Below are 14,219 nucleotides of genomic sequence, written 5' to 3' on the forward strand. Positions count from 1 at the left end.
CCATCAGCCGTCAGCGCGCAGAGGTCAGATCGAGCTGGAACAGCTCCATGATCCGATCGGCGAAACGCTTTGCCGTGTGACCGGTGTGGTGTTTGACGTCCGCGTCGTTTTTCTGCTCCATCGCCCGCCGCTGCGCCAACGCCTCGCCGAGCTGATGCGACAGTCCGGGCCGCGAACGCAGCATAGGGGCAAGGTCTGCAGCGCCAATCTCATAGACGACGGCGCGGGTGACGGCGCGCAACGCATTCTGCTGCGGCTCGCCGAGCAGCAGGCCGCCCTCGCCGAAATAATCGCCGGGCGCCAGCCGCGTCAGCTCGCGATCGTCGCGCGCGTGATAGAGCGCAAGCGCGCCAGCCTGCACGATGCCGAGGGATTGCGCCAGCTCGCCCGGCCCGATGACGACCTCATTCGCCTCATATTCCTTGCGCTTCATTTTCTCCGCCAGCGCAGCCCTGTCCTCTTTCGCGAGGGAGCCGAACAAGGGCAGGCGCATCGTGATCCTGCCGGCAGCGGCCGCAGGCGTCTCAAATTCGATGTCCGGCGCGTAGGAATCGCCGGCGTCGGGCGCAAAGCTGAGGCCGGCTGCGACGGCGTGGCGATAGAAACGGTCGAAAACCTCATTTGTGGCGCTGTCGATGAGGGTGCGGTCATGCACCCTGCATTTCAGCTCAACCTCGATCGCCGATCCGTTGAGCGATTTGACGGTGGCGGTCGGCGGCGGATCATGGAGGATCAGATTGCAACTGGCCATCGCCTCAAGCCCCAGTTCGACTATGGCAGCGGGGGAGTGGGCCGGCCTCAGCCGCACCAGCACCCGCGCGTCGCGCGCCGAATCGGGCCAGCTCTGGTTGAGCAGCCTCGCCTTGGCGATGACGCTGTTCGGGATGATCGCCAGATCATGAGTCGACGTCAAAAGATGCACGTTCTGCCAATTGGTCTCGACGATGCGTCCCTCGACGGCGCTATCGACGACGATCCAGTCGCCGATGCGGTAAGACCGGCCGAGGCTGATCGCGACCCCTGAGAAAACATCGGCAAGCGTGCTTTGGAGCGCGAGGCCGGCGATGATGGCGACGGCGCCGGAGGTCGCAAACAGCGCCCCGACCGGAACCTCGAAGACCTGGCCGACAATGGCGAAGGCGACGCCGAGATAGATCAGCCCGGCGATCAGCTGCTGAAACAGCCGGCTTTCCTGCGGCTTGCGTTCGAAAATGACAAAGGCGTCGACGATGCCGACAAGGCTGCGCGCGAGCGCGATCCACCACAAAACTTCGATGAAATAGAGCCCGATCTGATGCGCGGAGCTTTGCCCGGCGTCATGGCGCGGCTGATAGGGCTGAATGCCTTGACTGGCGAGCGCAGCCGTCAAGGCGACAAAGGAGCCGAGCCGGCCAGTGAGCCGCCACATGGCGTCCCGTCGGAGGGCGAGGATCGCGAGAGAAACGCAGCCAAGACTAAGGGCGCCCGCCATGACAGCGATATCGGAATGCTCGGCGGCGAGAGAGAAGAGCTGCGCCGGCTGCATCTGCGCCATGTTCATTGCAGGCGGCTCCCGCGCCACAACTCGAAAATATCGCTGGCCCCGTGTTAAATCGTAATTTCTCCTGGCGAACCCTGCCGGGTCCGCTTGCGAGCGGCCTAACGCGCCCGCTCGCTCTCCGCCTTGCCTCTTTGCTCGAACACATCCTTGCAGCCGGGGCTAAGCTCGCTGACGTGCTGGATCAGGCATTCCTTGACCCGCGTCGGATCGGGGATTGCCGAAGAACAAATGGACAACGCGTCGGGCGTGCAGGCCTCCCGCTCTTCGGCCGTTCCCTCGAACCCTTGCGCAAGCGCCGCGCCTGCCCACAGAGAGAGCAGCGCGACGGCGAAAAATGCCCGCGCCGACGCGGACCCCGAAGTCCCGACCGCCCGCGGCGCCCTGCCCAGTTCGACAGACCTGCTTTGCGCCTTAACCATGGTATCTCCGATCGCTGCATGGGATTGACGCTCCGCCGGACCGGCGGGCGCAAATTTTGGTGAATGATCGCAGCAGCCTTGTCAAACTGGAGGCCGCGTGTTTCGCCGGCCGCCGTCCTACAATCTGGCGGCGACGTCGACGCCGGCCTGAGCGATGATCGCGTCTTGCGAGGATTGAACGCCGGAAACGCCAATGGCGCCGACGACGCGTCCGTCATGGATCAGCGGCAGGCCGCCTTCGATCGGCGTCGCGCCGGGCAGCGTCAGCATCACGGCGCGGCCGCCGACGACCGCCTCCTCAAGGCTTTTGGTGGTGCGCTTGAAGAGGAACGCCGTCCGCGCCTTCTCCTGCGACACCGTGACGGAGCCCGTCGGCGCGTCGTCAAGGCGCTGCAGGACCAGAAGATGACCGCCGTCATCGACCACGGAGATGGTGACGTTCCAGGCGTTCTTGACCGCTTCGGCTTCGGCGGCCGCCGCGATCGCCTTGGCGTCGGCAAGAGAGAGAGATTTTTTTACGAACATTCAGGGTCGTCTCCGAAGCATCGCGGCGCCATCCGACGTTTTGCGTAGGCGCGACCGTTCTAACGCGGGCCGCAACGCCTCCACAAGGCCGCCAGCGAAAAGAACTCAAGCCGGGCGCGGGTTTCTCGCCGCGGGACGATTCTGCCTCAGTCGTTCCCGGTCCGGTCGCCCGGCGCGGCGCAAGGCTGGCGTACCGCTGGCGCGGCGAATGGGCGGCGCGGCTCGGCGCCTTCAAGAAATTGGCGGACCGCCCTGGCGACAATCGCCTCGATTTCGGCGGCGTCCGGCGGTTTGCGCACGCCGATCAGGCATTTGAATCGGATCGTGCCGGACAGCATCTCGAGGAAATGGTCGGCTGCCGTTTCAGCATCGTCGATCGTAAGCTTGCCGGCGCTTGCCTGGCGCCTGAAAAATTCGGCGAGGAAGGCGCGGCTGCGTCCGGGGCCGAGCGTCCAGTAGCGCTCGGCGATGTCAGGAATGCGGGGCGCCTCGGCGACCATGAGACGATTGAGGCTCAACGCCGCGGGAGAGGTAATAATGCCAAGATAGCGGGCGCCAATTTCGGTCAAAGCCGCCTCCGGCTCCTGCGGCGCCAGTTTCTCCGGAGTCATGCCAAGAAAAATCGATTGGCAGGTTCCCGTGACGAGCGCCTCGAACAGGCCCTGCTTGTCGCCGAAAAGCGTATAAAGAGTCTGACGCGACCCGCCCGACAGGGCGATCACCTCGTCGATCGTCGCGGCGGCGAAGCCCTTATCCTCGAACACGACGCGCGCCGCCTCAAGGAAGGCCCGCCGGCGCGCGGCAAGGCGCTTGCTTGGCGCGGGCTCGGAAGGCTCGAAGTTATTTATCTCGTCTGTCATTCACAAGCATGTGACAAAAAGCGCTGGCCACTTGATATGTACTGTACAATACAATACGTCAAGACCCGAAGTTTCGGAGATTAGACATGGGCATTGTCGGTTTCGCGCTGCGATTCCGCCACACATTCTATGTGCTGGCGCTGATGATGCTTTTTTTGGGCGGCGCGGCGATTTTCACCACGCCCAAGGACATTTTTCCGAACATCAATATTCCGGTCGTCACCGTCATCTGGCAGTATACGGGCCTGACGCCCGAGGAGATGGAGCAGCGGGTCACCACCTATAGCGAATATTCGATCAGCTCCAGCGTCAGCGACGTCAAGAATATCGAGAGCCAGACATTGTCTGGCATCGCTGTCGAGAAGATCTACTTCCAGCCCAATGTAAATATCGATCTGGCGATCGCGCAGGTCGTCTCCGGCTCCAATTCGATCCGCGCGCTGATGCCGACCGGCATTCAGGCGCCGATCGTCATCCAATACAACGCATCGTCGGTGCCAGTGCTGCAGCTGAGCTTGAGTTCAGATTCGCTGAACGAGCAACAGCTCTTCGATTATGGCCTCTATCAGATGCGCCAGGCGCTGGCGCCGATCCCGGGCATAACGCTGCCGACGCCCTATGGCGGCAAATACCGCCAGATCATGGTCGACCTCGATCCCGACGCGCTGCGCGCGCGGGGCATCACGCCGAACGACATCGTCAACGCCGTCAATGCGCAGAGCCTGACGCTGCCGTCAGGCGACGTGAAGCTTGGCGACCAGCAATTCATCGTCAAAGTCAATAATGCGGCGCCCTCGATCGACGCGCTGAACCAGATTCCGATCAAGAAGGTCGGCGGCGCCACCGTCTTTCTGTCCGACGTCGCTCATGTGCGCGACGGCTGGGCGGTGCAGCAAAATATCGTGCGCGCCGAGGGCAAGCGCTCCGTTCTCCTGACCATCATCAAGAACGGCAACGCCTCGACGCTTGACGTCGTCAATCGGGTCAAGGCGGCGCTTCCGGACATTCAGAAGGCGGCCCCGCCCGGCATGGACATCAAGCTCCTGTTCGATCAGTCGGTGTTCGTGCAGAACGCCATCGACAGCGTGCTGCATGAAGGCGCGATCGCCGCCGCACTCACCGCCTTGATGATCCTGATCTTCCTCGGCTCGTGGCGCTCGACGCTGGTCGTCATGGTGTCGATCCCGCTCTCGATCCTGACGTCCGTCGCGATCCTGTCTGTCCTCGGCCAGACGATCAACACCATGACCCTCGGCGGCCTCGCTCTCGCTGTCGGCATTCTCGTCGACGATTCGACGGTGACCATCGAGAATACGCATCGCCTCCTTGAGGAAGGCATGGATTTCGACAAGGCTGTGCTCGAGGGCGCCGCCGGCATCGCCGTGCCGACGCTTATTTCGACGCTGGCGATCTGCTGCGTTTTCATATCGGTGTTCTTTTTGCAGGGCGCCGCGCGCTATCTGTTCGCGCCGCTGGCCATGGCCGTCGTGTTCGCCATGCTCGCCTCCTATTGCATTTCGCGGACGCTGACGCCGATCATGATCGGTCTTTTGATCCGCAAGGAGCATGAGCGGCATGGCGAGGCGACGGACTGGCTCGCAAGATTTCACGCACGTTTTAATGCCGGCTTTGACCGCTTCCGCGATTTCTACGCGTGGCTGCTCACCGGCATTTTGCGGCGCAGGATCCTGACGCCGGCGATTGCGCTCCTCGTCGTCGCCGGCGCGGGCGCCCTTTCACTGAACGTTGGGTCCGATTTCTTTCCGACGGTCGACGCCGGCCTCATCCAGCTGCATGTTCGCGTTCCGGCCCGCACCCGCATCGAGCGCACGGAGCAGATTTTCCAGGATGTCGAGGATAAGATTCGCGAGCTCGTTCCAGCAAACGACCTGAAACTCGTTCTCGACAATATCGGCCTGCCGCAGCGGCTCTATAATCTCGCCTTCACCGACGGCAGCGCCATCGGCGTCAATGACGGCGTGATCCAGATCGAACTCGCCGAGGGGCATCAGGGGACAGCCAAAATCATCAGCACCCTGCGGCGGGAGCTGAGCGTCGCTTTCCCCGACGTCATGTTTTATTTTCAGCCGGCCGATCTCGTCACGCAGGTGTTGAATTTCGGCGTGCCGACGCAGATCGACGTCCAGATTCAGGGGCGCGACCGCGAGAACAACAAACGGGTCGCGGCGCTGCTGCAGGAGAAAATGAGCCGCGTTCCCGGCCTCGTCGACGCCCACATTCAGCAGGAGCTGAACGCACCGATGCTCTATTACACGGTCGACCGCACCAGAGCGCAGCAGCTTGGGCTGAATATGCAGCAGGTCGCCAACAACCTCAACATCAGCCTCAGCTCGTCGGAACAGGTGTCGCCGAATTTCTGGACCGATCCCAAGAACGGAATTCCCTATTTTATGCCGGCGCAAACGCCGGAATATCGCCTGGCGAGCAAGAATCAGCTCGACAACACGCCGCTGTCCACCAGTTCCGACGCGGAAGGCACGCCGATACCGACCCTGCTCGGCAACATCGCGACGGCCCAGCGGATCGGCGTGCAATCGGTCTACAATCACTCGAACATCCAGGCCGTCTATGACGTCTATGGCAGCGTTCAGGATCGCGATCTTGGCTCCGTCGCGAAGGAAGTCCGCCGCATCGTCGATGAGGTCTCGCCCGAGCTGAAGCCGGGCAACAAGATCGTCATTCGCGGCCAGATCGAGAGCATGGAATCGGCCTTCGGCAATCTGGCGCTGGGACTGATCTTCGCCGCCGTTTTCGTCTACATGCTGATGGTGGTCAATTATCAGAGCTTCGTCGATCCGCTGGCGGTGATCCTCGCTTTGCCCGGCGCCGGCGCCGGCATCATCCTCCTGCTGTTCGTTACGGGCACGACCTTGAGCGTGCCTTCGCTGATGGGCGCGATCATGGCGATCGGCGTCGCCTCGGCCAATTCGATCCTGCTCGTGACCTTCGCGCGCGAGCAACGCGAGGCCGGCCATACGCCGTTCGAGGCGGCCCTGTCGGCCGGAGTCACCCGGCTTCGGCCCGTGCTGATGACCGCCGCCGCCATGATCGTCGGCATGATTCCGATGGCGATCGGCGGCCCGGGCGAAGAGCAGAACGCCGTGCTGGCGCGCTCGGTGATCGGCGGCGTCGCGGTCGGCACATTGACCACGCTGCTGTTCGTGCCCTTCCTCTATTCCATCGTCGGCCGCTTTGAGCGCACGGAACCGCACGTCCACAAGGATCCGACCCCGCAGGGGTCAGCGCACGGATCGCCCGAAAGAACGCCCCAAGGATCGCCGTCATGAACAGCATGCCTCCGGATCCCGCTTTGCATCAGACCAGTCTTCGCGCCGACGACGGGAAAGAAGACGGGCGCATCGAGCCCCCGCGCGAGACCGAACGGCGCGAGCGCGGCCGCCGGTCGATCGCGCGTCTCGTTGGCTTTCTGGCGGTTGCGATCGTCGCCGGGCTGGTCAGCTTTGGCCTCTGGACCAAGTCGAGCCGCAATGCGGAGGCCGACGCTGCGATGCAGGCGCGGGTGAATGCGACGCCGACCGTGCGAATCGCCATCGTCAAGGAAGATACGACGCCGCGCACCATCGAGCTCACCGGCAATATGACAGCGTTCGACAGCGCGACGCTTTTCGCGCGCGCGACCGGCTATATCAGCGTCCGCCACGCCGACATCGGGACCAAGCTGAAAAAGGGCGACGTTCTCGCGATCATCGCCGCGCCCGACCTCGATCAGCAGCTCGTGCAGGCGAAGGCCCAGCTCGTGCAGTTTCAGGCCGCCGTGCAACAGGCCGAGGCCAACGCCGATCTCGGCCGCGTCACCGACCAGCGCACGTCGCGCCTCGTCGCACAGGGCTGGTCGAGCGCGCAACAGGGCGACACCGACCGGCTGACGCTCGCGGCGCGCACCGCGGCGGTCGCCGTCGCCAAGGCCAATGTCACCGCGCAGGAAGCGGCCGTGAGCCGGCTGCAGCAACTGACGGAATTCGAGCGGATCACGGCGCCCTTCGACGGCGTCGTCACCAGCCGCCTCGTCGACGTCGGCAGTCTCGTGACCGCGGATGCGGCGAGCGGAACGCCGCTGTTCTCGATGGCCCGCACCGATGTCCTGCGCGTGCAGGCGTTTGTCCCGCAATCGGCCACCTTCGGCATCAAGGATGGCGACGCCGCGACGATCACCGTCTCCGAACTGCCGGGCAAGACCTTCACGGGCCATGTCGCGCGCAACGCCGAGGCGCTCTCGGCCGGCACGCGGACGCTGCTCATGGAGGTCGACGTCGACAACAAGGACGGCGTCCTCAGCGCCGGCCTCTACAGCATCGTCCATCTCGCGGTGCGCCGGCCCAATCCCGTCATCATCATTCCCTCGCAGGCGGTGATCTTCAACAAGGACGGATTGCGCGTCGCGGTCGTCTCCGACGGCGGAAAGATCGAGCTGCGCAAGATCGAGATCGAACAGGATAATGGCGCCAATGTCGAAGTGCGGTCCGGCCTCAAGAGCGGCGATAAGATCATCCTCAGCCCGCCCGCCAATGTGTCCGACGGGATGAGCGTCAAGACGGCCTAAGGCGCCGGCCGGGTTCGGCTGTTGAATAACGGAGTTTTCCATGTCGAATCCGCCCGCCGCCACAGCCAACGCCGCGCCCAAAATGGATTACGTTCCGATCATCGGGACGTCGCTCGAAATTTCGCGGATCGCGATCGGCACATGGGCGATCGGCGGCTGGATGTGGGGCGGCGCGGATGACGCGCAATCGATGGAGACGCTTCGCGCCGCGCTCGATCACGGAATCAACTTGATCGATACGGCGCCCGTCTACGGCTTCGGCCATTCCGAGGAAATTGTCGGCCAGACGCTTTTCGACGGCGGCCTGCGCGGCCGCGCGCTCATCGCGACAAAGGTCGGGCTCGAGTGGAAGGACGGAAAAGTCTTCCGCAACGCCAGCCGGGACCGGATCAACGCGGAGATCGAACAATCTTTGCGGCGGCTGAAGACCGATCATATCGACATTTATCAAGTGCATTGGCCCGATCCGAAAACTCCGATCGAGGAAACCGCAGGGGCGATGAAGGCGCTGTTCGATCAGGGCGTCATCGGCGCGATCGGCGTCAGCAATTTTTCCGTCGATCAGATGGAGCTGTTCCAAAAGGTTGCGCCGCTGCATGTGGCGCAGCCACCCTATAATCTGTTCGAGCGCGGGGTCGAAAAAGACATTCTGCCCTACTGCATCGAGCATGGGATCGCGGTTCTTGGCTATGGCTCGCTCTGCCGCGGCCTGCTCTCCGGCCGCATGAAGCTCGACACGGTTTTTGAGGGCGACGATCTGCGCCGCGTCGATCCAAAATTTCAGCCGCCGCGCTTTGCCCATTATCTTGCCGCGGCAGCGCGGCTCGACCGGCTGGCCCGCGAGCGCTTCGGCAAGACAGTCATCGATCTCGCCGTCCGCTTTGCGCTCGACCAGGGGGTCTCCTCGGCGCTGTGGGGCGCGCGCCATCCCGGCCAATTGAAGCCGGTCGATGAGATCTCCGGCTGGACGCTCGACGCCGCCGCCAAGGCCGAGATCGAGACGATCCTTCGCGAAGAAATCCCCGATCCCGTCGGGCCGGAATTCATGGCGCCGCCGGCCCGCGCCTGATCGCGAGACTCAACTTCGTCTAAGCTCGCCGATACGCTCGTAAAGCCGGCTACGGAAAAATCCGTCTCCTTGGCTTCAAGCCTTGACCTCCGCCCGCGTCAAAGCCGCTATCCGACAAGTTGACTAAAATTATGGAGTAAAATAAGAGCCTGTCCTTGATAATAACGAAGCTTTGCGCGCCAAATTAGCCGGCCAGCGCGATGTCTTCGTGGTCGTTCAACTGCGAGGGGCAATGAATTTCATGAAACTGGCTCGTGGTTTGGGGCTCGGTCTTGCCCTTGCCGCCGGCGCCCTCCTCGCCGTTCCTGCGGCCTCGGCGCAGACCAAGGTCCGGATCGGCTACATTCCCGTCCTCGGCTCGGCGCAGCTCTTTGTCATCGACGGGCAAGGCTGGGCGAAGGACGAAGGGCTAGACCTCGAGCTGATCCGGTTTCAGGCCGGCACGCAAGCGATCCAGGCGCTCGCCGCAGGCCAGCTCGACGCCTATCTCGCCGGCGTGCTGCCGCTTCTCGTCGCAAGATCCAAGGGCGTCGACGTCAAGGTCGTCGCCGCCGCCGCCATCGAGGAACTGCAGCTCGTCGGACGCGGACCCCTGCTCGCCGCGGCGGAAGGCGCCGACTTCAAGACCGCGATCGCCAATTTCACCGCGGCGCAGGGCCGCAAGCCAAAGATCGCGGCGCAGCCGCAGGGCTCGGTTCCCGACACGCTGCTGCGCTACTGGCTGCAGGTCGAAAACGGGATCGATCCGGCGAGCGTCGACATCACTGGCCTCGACATCGACGCAGCGCAGCAGGCCTTTCTCGCCGGGTCGGTCGACGCCGCCGTTCTGCGCGAGCCTGCCCTGACCGTCGTGCGTGATCGGGTGAAAGATTCGAAGGTCCTCGTCACGGGCCATCAATTCATGCCGGATCAGCCGGGCTCGGTGCTTGCGCTCTATAAGCCCGGCGAGCCGCAAAACGCCGCGACCGGCGAAAAGCTGCTGCGCCTGCATCTGCGCGCCACCGAACTGATCCGGGCGCATCCCGATCAGGCCGCGCCCTTCATCCTCAAGGCGCTTGGCTCCGGCATTTTGACGCCGGCGCAGATCGACCGCGCGCTCTCCGGCTCCTTGTCCTCCTTCGTCACCGATCCAGCGCGCATCGTCGATGCGGTGGAAAAGCTGCAGGCGTTCGAGATCAAGCTCGGAACCGTCAAGACCGCGACGCCGGTCGCCGACCTGTTCGACCTCGCCTTCTACAAACGCGTCGCCGCCGCGAAATGACCCTCGCCGCGCCGACGCGTTCGGCCTCGCGGGTTTGGCGCGGGATAAGCAGCTTTGGCGGCGCCGCCACGCCGCATCTGCTCGCTGCGCTTGGGCTCATTCTGTTTTTCACCGGGTGGGAGATCGCGGCGCGGCTCAATCCGTCCTTGTCCGCGCTGATCCCCATGCCGAGCCAGATCCCGCGCGCCTGGCTCGACGAAATCTCCGGCGGCTACTGGCTCGCAGCGGTCCGAAACAGCCTGTCGCACTATCTCATCGGCGTCGCCATAGGCTCCATTCTCGGCGTCGCTTTCGGTCTCGTCTGTGGCGTGCTGCCCTGGTTCGAATCGCTGCTCGCCGGGCTCGTGCGCCTGCTGCGGCCGATTCCGGGCCTCGCCTGGGTGCCCTTCGCGATTCTATGGTTCGGCCTGTCGTCGACCGCCGCGGCCTTCGTCATCGCCATCGCCGTGTTCTGGATCAATTTCTACGCCGCCTTCGGCGCCGTGCAGGCGATCGATCGCGATCTGATGGAGGTTGCGCGGGCTTTCGGCCATGGCGGCTTTTTCGGGCGCCTGTTCAAGATCGCGCTGCCCGCCGCGACGCCTGGCATTCTCGCCGGCGTTCGCACCGGCCTCGGCCAGGCCTGGATGTCGGTCGTCGCCGCCGAATTGTTCGGGGTGCCGGGCATTGGCGCGCGGATGATGCAGGCGGCAAGCCTTCTCGCCACCGATCTCGTCGTCGTCTATATGCTGACCATGGCGCTGCTTTACGCCATCACCGACATTCTGTTCGTCGCCGTCCGGCGGAGGCTGACCGCATGGCAATCATAGCCGAGCTGCTCGGCGTCGGCCTGTCTTACGGATCGGGGGCGGATCGCGTCCGCATTCTCGAGAACTGCGATCTGCATCTCGAGCGCGGCGAATTCGTCGCGATCCTTGGCCCCTCCGGCGCTGGCAAATCGACGCTCCTGCGCGTGCTGATGGATCTCGTGAAGCCGAGCGCCGGCGACGTCCGGGTCGAGATCCCCGAACATCGCGGCCGCCGCCGCATGGCGCTGGTCTTTCAGGACGCCAAGCTGCTGCCCTGGCGCAAAGTCAGCGCCAATGCCGCCTTTGGGCTTGAAGGGCTCGGTCTGTCAAGGCGCGAGATTTCCACCCGCGTCGAGGCGGCGCTCGACCTTGTGGGATTGAGCGCGCAGATCGACCGCTGGCCGCATCAGCTGTCCGGCGGCCAGCGCCAGCGTGTCGGCCTCGCGCGCGCGCTCGCGGTCGAGCCCGAGCTTTTGCTGATGGACGAGCCTTTCGGCGCGCTTGACGCCATCACGCGGGCCGATCTCCAGGACGAGCTTCTGACGCTCTGGAGCCGCACGCAAAAAACCATCCTCTTCGTTACCCACGACATTGACGAAGCGATCTATCTTGCCGACCGCGTCGTGGTGCTCGCCGGGTCGCCCGCGCGGGTGCAGGGGTGCTTTGCGACGCCGCCGCGGCCGCATCTGCGGTCGGACCCGCGCACATGGCGGCTCGTGTCCGAAATCCGCGCCAAACTGCAAGAGGACGGCGAACTCGTCGATTTCGAAATATGAGCGAGACCCCGAGCCGCCCGCCCGCCGGCGATTATATCGCCCCGCAAGGCTACTACGAAAAGACGCAGGCGATGCCCTTTCTCGGCCGCGTCAAATGCAGCGCCAGCGTCATAAAGGCCGGCGAGTGGACCGAACTTCTGCTCGACTATGAGGTCGGCGCCTCGGGTCTCGCCGACGGCGCATGGATCAAGGCGACCTTCAAATTCTATTCCGACTGGGCGCTGTTCCAGACCTCCGATCCGCGCGCGGCGAATTATGTCTCCGCCGAATATCAGGCCGGCCCGCTGCTGCCGGGACAGGAGCCGGCGAGCGTGCAGAGCCTTGCCTGCCGGTTCGACCAGAAGGGCCATGAACGGCCGTTCCAGAAGGCGATCATCGTCGATATCGTCGACGGCTATCTCAATCCCGGCGACCATATCCTGATCCGACTTGGCGACCGTCGCCACGGCGGGCCGGGCACGCGCGCGCAGACCTTCGTCGAGAAGGATTTCCGCTTCCGTTTCTATATCGACCCGGTCGGCACCTCGCGCTTCGCTCCGGTTCCGGGCGATATCGTGCTGCAGATCGAGCCGGACGCGCCGCGCCGCCTTGTCGTCACCGCGCCGCGCCTGATCCAGCCGGGCGCGGATCTTCCCTGTCATATCCGCCTCGAGGATTCCTGGGGCAATGCGTGCCGCGACCTTTCCGTCGCGGTCGACGTCCGCGCCACGCAGGGCGGCGTCGAGATCTATCGCCGGCAGGCGCAACTCGCCTCCGACGGCTGGGCGATCCTGCGCCTCGACGATATCCCGACGGACGCCGCGGGCGAGCTCGTCATCGCCGCGCGGATCGCGGACGGCCCCCATGCCGACGCGGATCAGGCCTTTGTTACAATCGACCCGCAAAGTCCGGTCCCGCGCATCTTTTACGCCGATCTGCATGTGCATTCCGACGACACGATCGGCACCAACGACACCGCCTATAACCTCTCCTACGGCCGCGACGTCGCCGGGCTCGACGTGCTCGGCTATACCGCCAATGATTTTCAGATCACCGAAGCGCGGTGGCGCGCCTCTGTCGAGCGCATCCGCGAGATCAGCGTCGACGGCTCCTTCGTGTGCTATCCCGGCACGGAATGGTGCGGCAATTCCTGCGCTGGCGGCGACCATAATGTCGTCTTCCTCAGTGACGGCGAGCCGCTGTTTCCGCGCGGCCGCGAAGGCGAGAGCGTCCGCTCCTTCGAATGGAGCGAGGACATGGCGAGCAATGAGATCACGCCGGGAGCCTGGCCGCTCGACGAGCTTTACGCCGCTTATGCGCATGATCCCGAGGGCCATCTTCTGATCCCGCATGTCGGCGGGCGCCGGGCCAATCTCGCCTGGCATCATCCCGAGCTTGAACGGCTGATCGAGATCGGCTCGACCTGGGGGCAGTTTCCCTGGATGCTGCAGGACGCCGTGGCGCGCGGCTATCATCTTGGCGCTTCAGCCGCGAGCGACGAGCATCGCGGACGCTGCGGCGGCGGCGTGCCCGGCACGGCGGTGTTCGGCGTGCGCGGCGGCCTCACCGGCGTTATCGCCGATCAACTCGACCGCGCAACAATCGGCAAGGCGTTACGCGCGCGCAAGACTTTTGCGACGACCGGAGAGCGCAGCGTTGCGCTCGCCTCGGCCGGCGATTATTGGCAGGGCGAGGCGTTTGCGCATAACGGCCCTTTGCGTGCGAATTACCGTTTTCTCGGCCAGGCCGGTTTTGAGGAGATCGCCGCCTACGATCATAACGGCTGCTTCTGGCGTCGCGACCTTGAGGTCGAAGCCGGCCTCTCCGACCATCGCATCCGCCTCCGCTGGGGCGGCGCCCGGATCAAGGACCGCTATCGGGCGGCGCAATGGCAAGGCCGCATCTCCATTCGCAATGGAATCATCCGCAGCTTCCGCGCAACAGGATTTGAGCATCAGGAAGAGGCGGTCTGGAGCCTTGGGCCAAGTGAAATCGGCTTTCGCTCGGACACTTTTGGCGACGCCGATTCAATCGAGATCGATCTGACCGGGCTCGAGCGTTGCGAAATATCCGTCGAGGGGACGATCGGCGGCTATGTGAAGGTCGGCGACCCGTCGAAGCCAAATCCCTTCGTCCATTGCCCATCCTTTGCGTGCAAGACAACGGGCGCCGAACTTTTCGCGTGGCGGCGCATCGATCAGGCGCTCGGCGGCGCCGATCTCTTCATTTCGCTCGAACGCATCCCCGACGCGCCGCTTGCGCGCGACATCTGCGGCGTTGTCGAGATCGAGGCGGAGAATGGTCCGCATGGGTTCCGGCAAGTCTATTTTGCAGGCAAGCAAGCGGATGGCGCGAAAGTCTACACTTCGCCGATGCGCATAACTTTCGAGTAGGGCGATTGTTGGAGCATCAGACGCTCA

11 protein-coding genes are annotated in these 14,219 nt (G+C 64.1%); 7 read left to right on the forward strand and 4 right to left on the reverse strand.

Features of this window, described 5'->3' with window-relative positions:
- Window positions 1–10: 10 nt before the first annotated feature.
- From CR492_RS09935 to CR492_RS09950, 4 genes are all read right to left on the reverse strand, one after another.
- Complete coding sequence (locus CR492_RS09935) at window positions 11–1,540, reverse strand: mechanosensitive ion channel family protein (RefSeq protein WP_102843591.1); 1,530 nt, start codon at window positions 1,538–1,540, stop codon at window positions 11–13.
- Between the two features lie 98 nt (window positions 1,541–1,638).
- Window positions 1,639–1,959, reverse strand: a complete 321-nt coding sequence (locus CR492_RS09940) for a hypothetical protein (RefSeq protein ID WP_245412037.1) — start codon at window positions 1,957–1,959, stop codon at window positions 1,639–1,641.
- Window positions 1,960–2,076: 117 nt separating this feature from the next.
- Entirely contained in the window at window positions 2,077–2,484 is a 408-nt protein-coding gene (locus CR492_RS09945) for a GlcG/HbpS family heme-binding protein (protein ID WP_102843592.1), read from the reverse strand.
- Between the two features lie 146 nt (window positions 2,485–2,630).
- Window positions 2,631–3,344 carry a TetR/AcrR family transcriptional regulator gene (locus CR492_RS09950; protein WP_102843593.1) on the reverse strand — a complete coding sequence of 238 codons (714 nt, stop codon included), beginning with the start codon at window positions 3,342–3,344 and terminating at the stop codon, window positions 2,631–2,633.
- Window positions 3,345–3,430: 86 nt separating this feature from the next.
- Between CR492_RS09950 and CR492_RS09955 the strand changes: the two genes are divergently transcribed.
- The 7 genes from CR492_RS09955 to CR492_RS09985 all read left to right on the forward strand — a co-directional run bounded on the left by CR492_RS09955 (window position 3,431) and on the right by CR492_RS09985 (window position 14,192).
- Window positions 3,431–6,652, forward strand: coding sequence for an efflux RND transporter permease subunit (locus CR492_RS09955; RefSeq protein WP_102843594.1), 3,222 nt, complete (start codon window positions 3,431–3,433; stop codon window positions 6,650–6,652).
- A complete protein-coding gene (locus CR492_RS09960; RefSeq protein WP_102843595.1) occupies window positions 6,649–7,926 on the forward strand; it encodes an efflux RND transporter periplasmic adaptor subunit in 1,278 nt (425 codons plus the stop codon). Before CR492_RS09955 ends, CR492_RS09960 begins: the two co-directional genes overlap by 4 nt.
- Window positions 7,927–7,966: 40 nt before the next feature.
- Window positions 7,967–8,995, forward strand: coding sequence for an aldo/keto reductase (locus tag CR492_RS09965; RefSeq protein ID WP_280951536.1), 1,029 nt, complete (start codon window positions 7,967–7,969; stop codon window positions 8,993–8,995).
- Between the two features lie 232 nt (window positions 8,996–9,227).
- Window positions 9,228–10,256 (forward strand): ABC transporter substrate-binding protein, encoded by a 1,029-nt coding sequence (locus CR492_RS09970; RefSeq protein WP_102843635.1) that lies wholly within the window; start codon window positions 9,228–9,230, stop codon window positions 10,254–10,256.
- The gene (locus CR492_RS09975) at window positions 10,253–11,065 is read left to right on the forward strand and encodes an ABC transporter permease (protein WP_245412038.1); all 813 of its coding nucleotides are present in this window, start codon (window positions 10,253–10,255) and stop codon (window positions 11,063–11,065) included. The genes CR492_RS09970 and CR492_RS09975 overlap by 4 nt, the downstream gene beginning before the upstream one ends.
- Complete coding sequence (locus CR492_RS09980) at window positions 11,053–11,820, forward strand: ABC transporter ATP-binding protein (protein ID WP_102843596.1); 768 nt, start codon at window positions 11,053–11,055, stop codon at window positions 11,818–11,820. Before CR492_RS09975 ends, CR492_RS09980 begins: the two co-directional genes overlap by 13 nt.
- On the forward strand, window positions 11,817–14,192 hold the full coding sequence (locus CR492_RS09985; protein ID WP_102843597.1) for a hypothetical protein: 2,376 nt from the start codon (window positions 11,817–11,819) through the stop codon (window positions 14,190–14,192). Before CR492_RS09980 ends, CR492_RS09985 begins: the two co-directional genes overlap by 4 nt.
- Window positions 14,193–14,219 lie beyond the last annotated feature (27 nt).

The organism is Methylocella silvestris, from assembly GCF_002891535.1.
Classification (GTDB): Bacteria; Pseudomonadota; Alphaproteobacteria; order Rhizobiales; family Beijerinckiaceae; genus Methylocapsa; species Methylocapsa silvestris_A.

Coding starts and splice junctions, on each gene's coding strand:
- CR492_RS09955 (WP_102843594.1), top strand. CDS start 3,431: ATGGGCATTGTCGGTTTCGCGCTGCGATTCCGCCACACATTCTATGTG.
- CR492_RS09960 (WP_102843595.1), top strand. CDS start 6,649: ATGAACAGCATGCCTCCGGATCCCGCTTTGCATCAGACCAGTCTTCGC.
- CR492_RS09975 (WP_245412038.1), top strand. CDS start 10,253: ATGACCCTCGCCGCGCCGACGCGTTCGGCCTCGCGGGTTTGGCGCGGG.
- CR492_RS09950 (WP_102843593.1), bottom strand. CDS start 3,344: ATGACAGACGAGATAAATAACTTCGAGCCTTCCGAGCCCGCGCCAAGC.
- CR492_RS09935 (WP_102843591.1), bottom strand. CDS start 1,540: ATGAACATGGCGCAGATGCAGCCGGCGCAGCTCTTCTCTCTCGCCGCC.
- CR492_RS09940 (WP_245412037.1), bottom strand. CDS start 1,959: ATGGTTAAGGCGCAAAGCAGGTCTGTCGAACTGGGCAGGGCGCCGCGG.
- CR492_RS09970 (WP_102843635.1), top strand. CDS start 9,228: ATGAATTTCATGAAACTGGCTCGTGGTTTGGGGCTCGGTCTTGCCCTT.
- CR492_RS09945 (WP_102843592.1), bottom strand. CDS start 2,484: ATGTTCGTAAAAAAATCTCTCTCTCTTGCCGACGCCAAGGCGATCGCG.
- CR492_RS09985 (WP_102843597.1), top strand. CDS start 11,817: ATGAGCGAGACCCCGAGCCGCCCGCCCGCCGGCGATTATATCGCCCCG.
- CR492_RS09965 (WP_280951536.1), top strand. CDS start 7,967: ATGTCGAATCCGCCCGCCGCCACAGCCAACGCCGCGCCCAAAATGGAT.
- CR492_RS09980 (WP_102843596.1), top strand. CDS start 11,053: ATGGCAATCATAGCCGAGCTGCTCGGCGTCGGCCTGTCTTACGGATCG.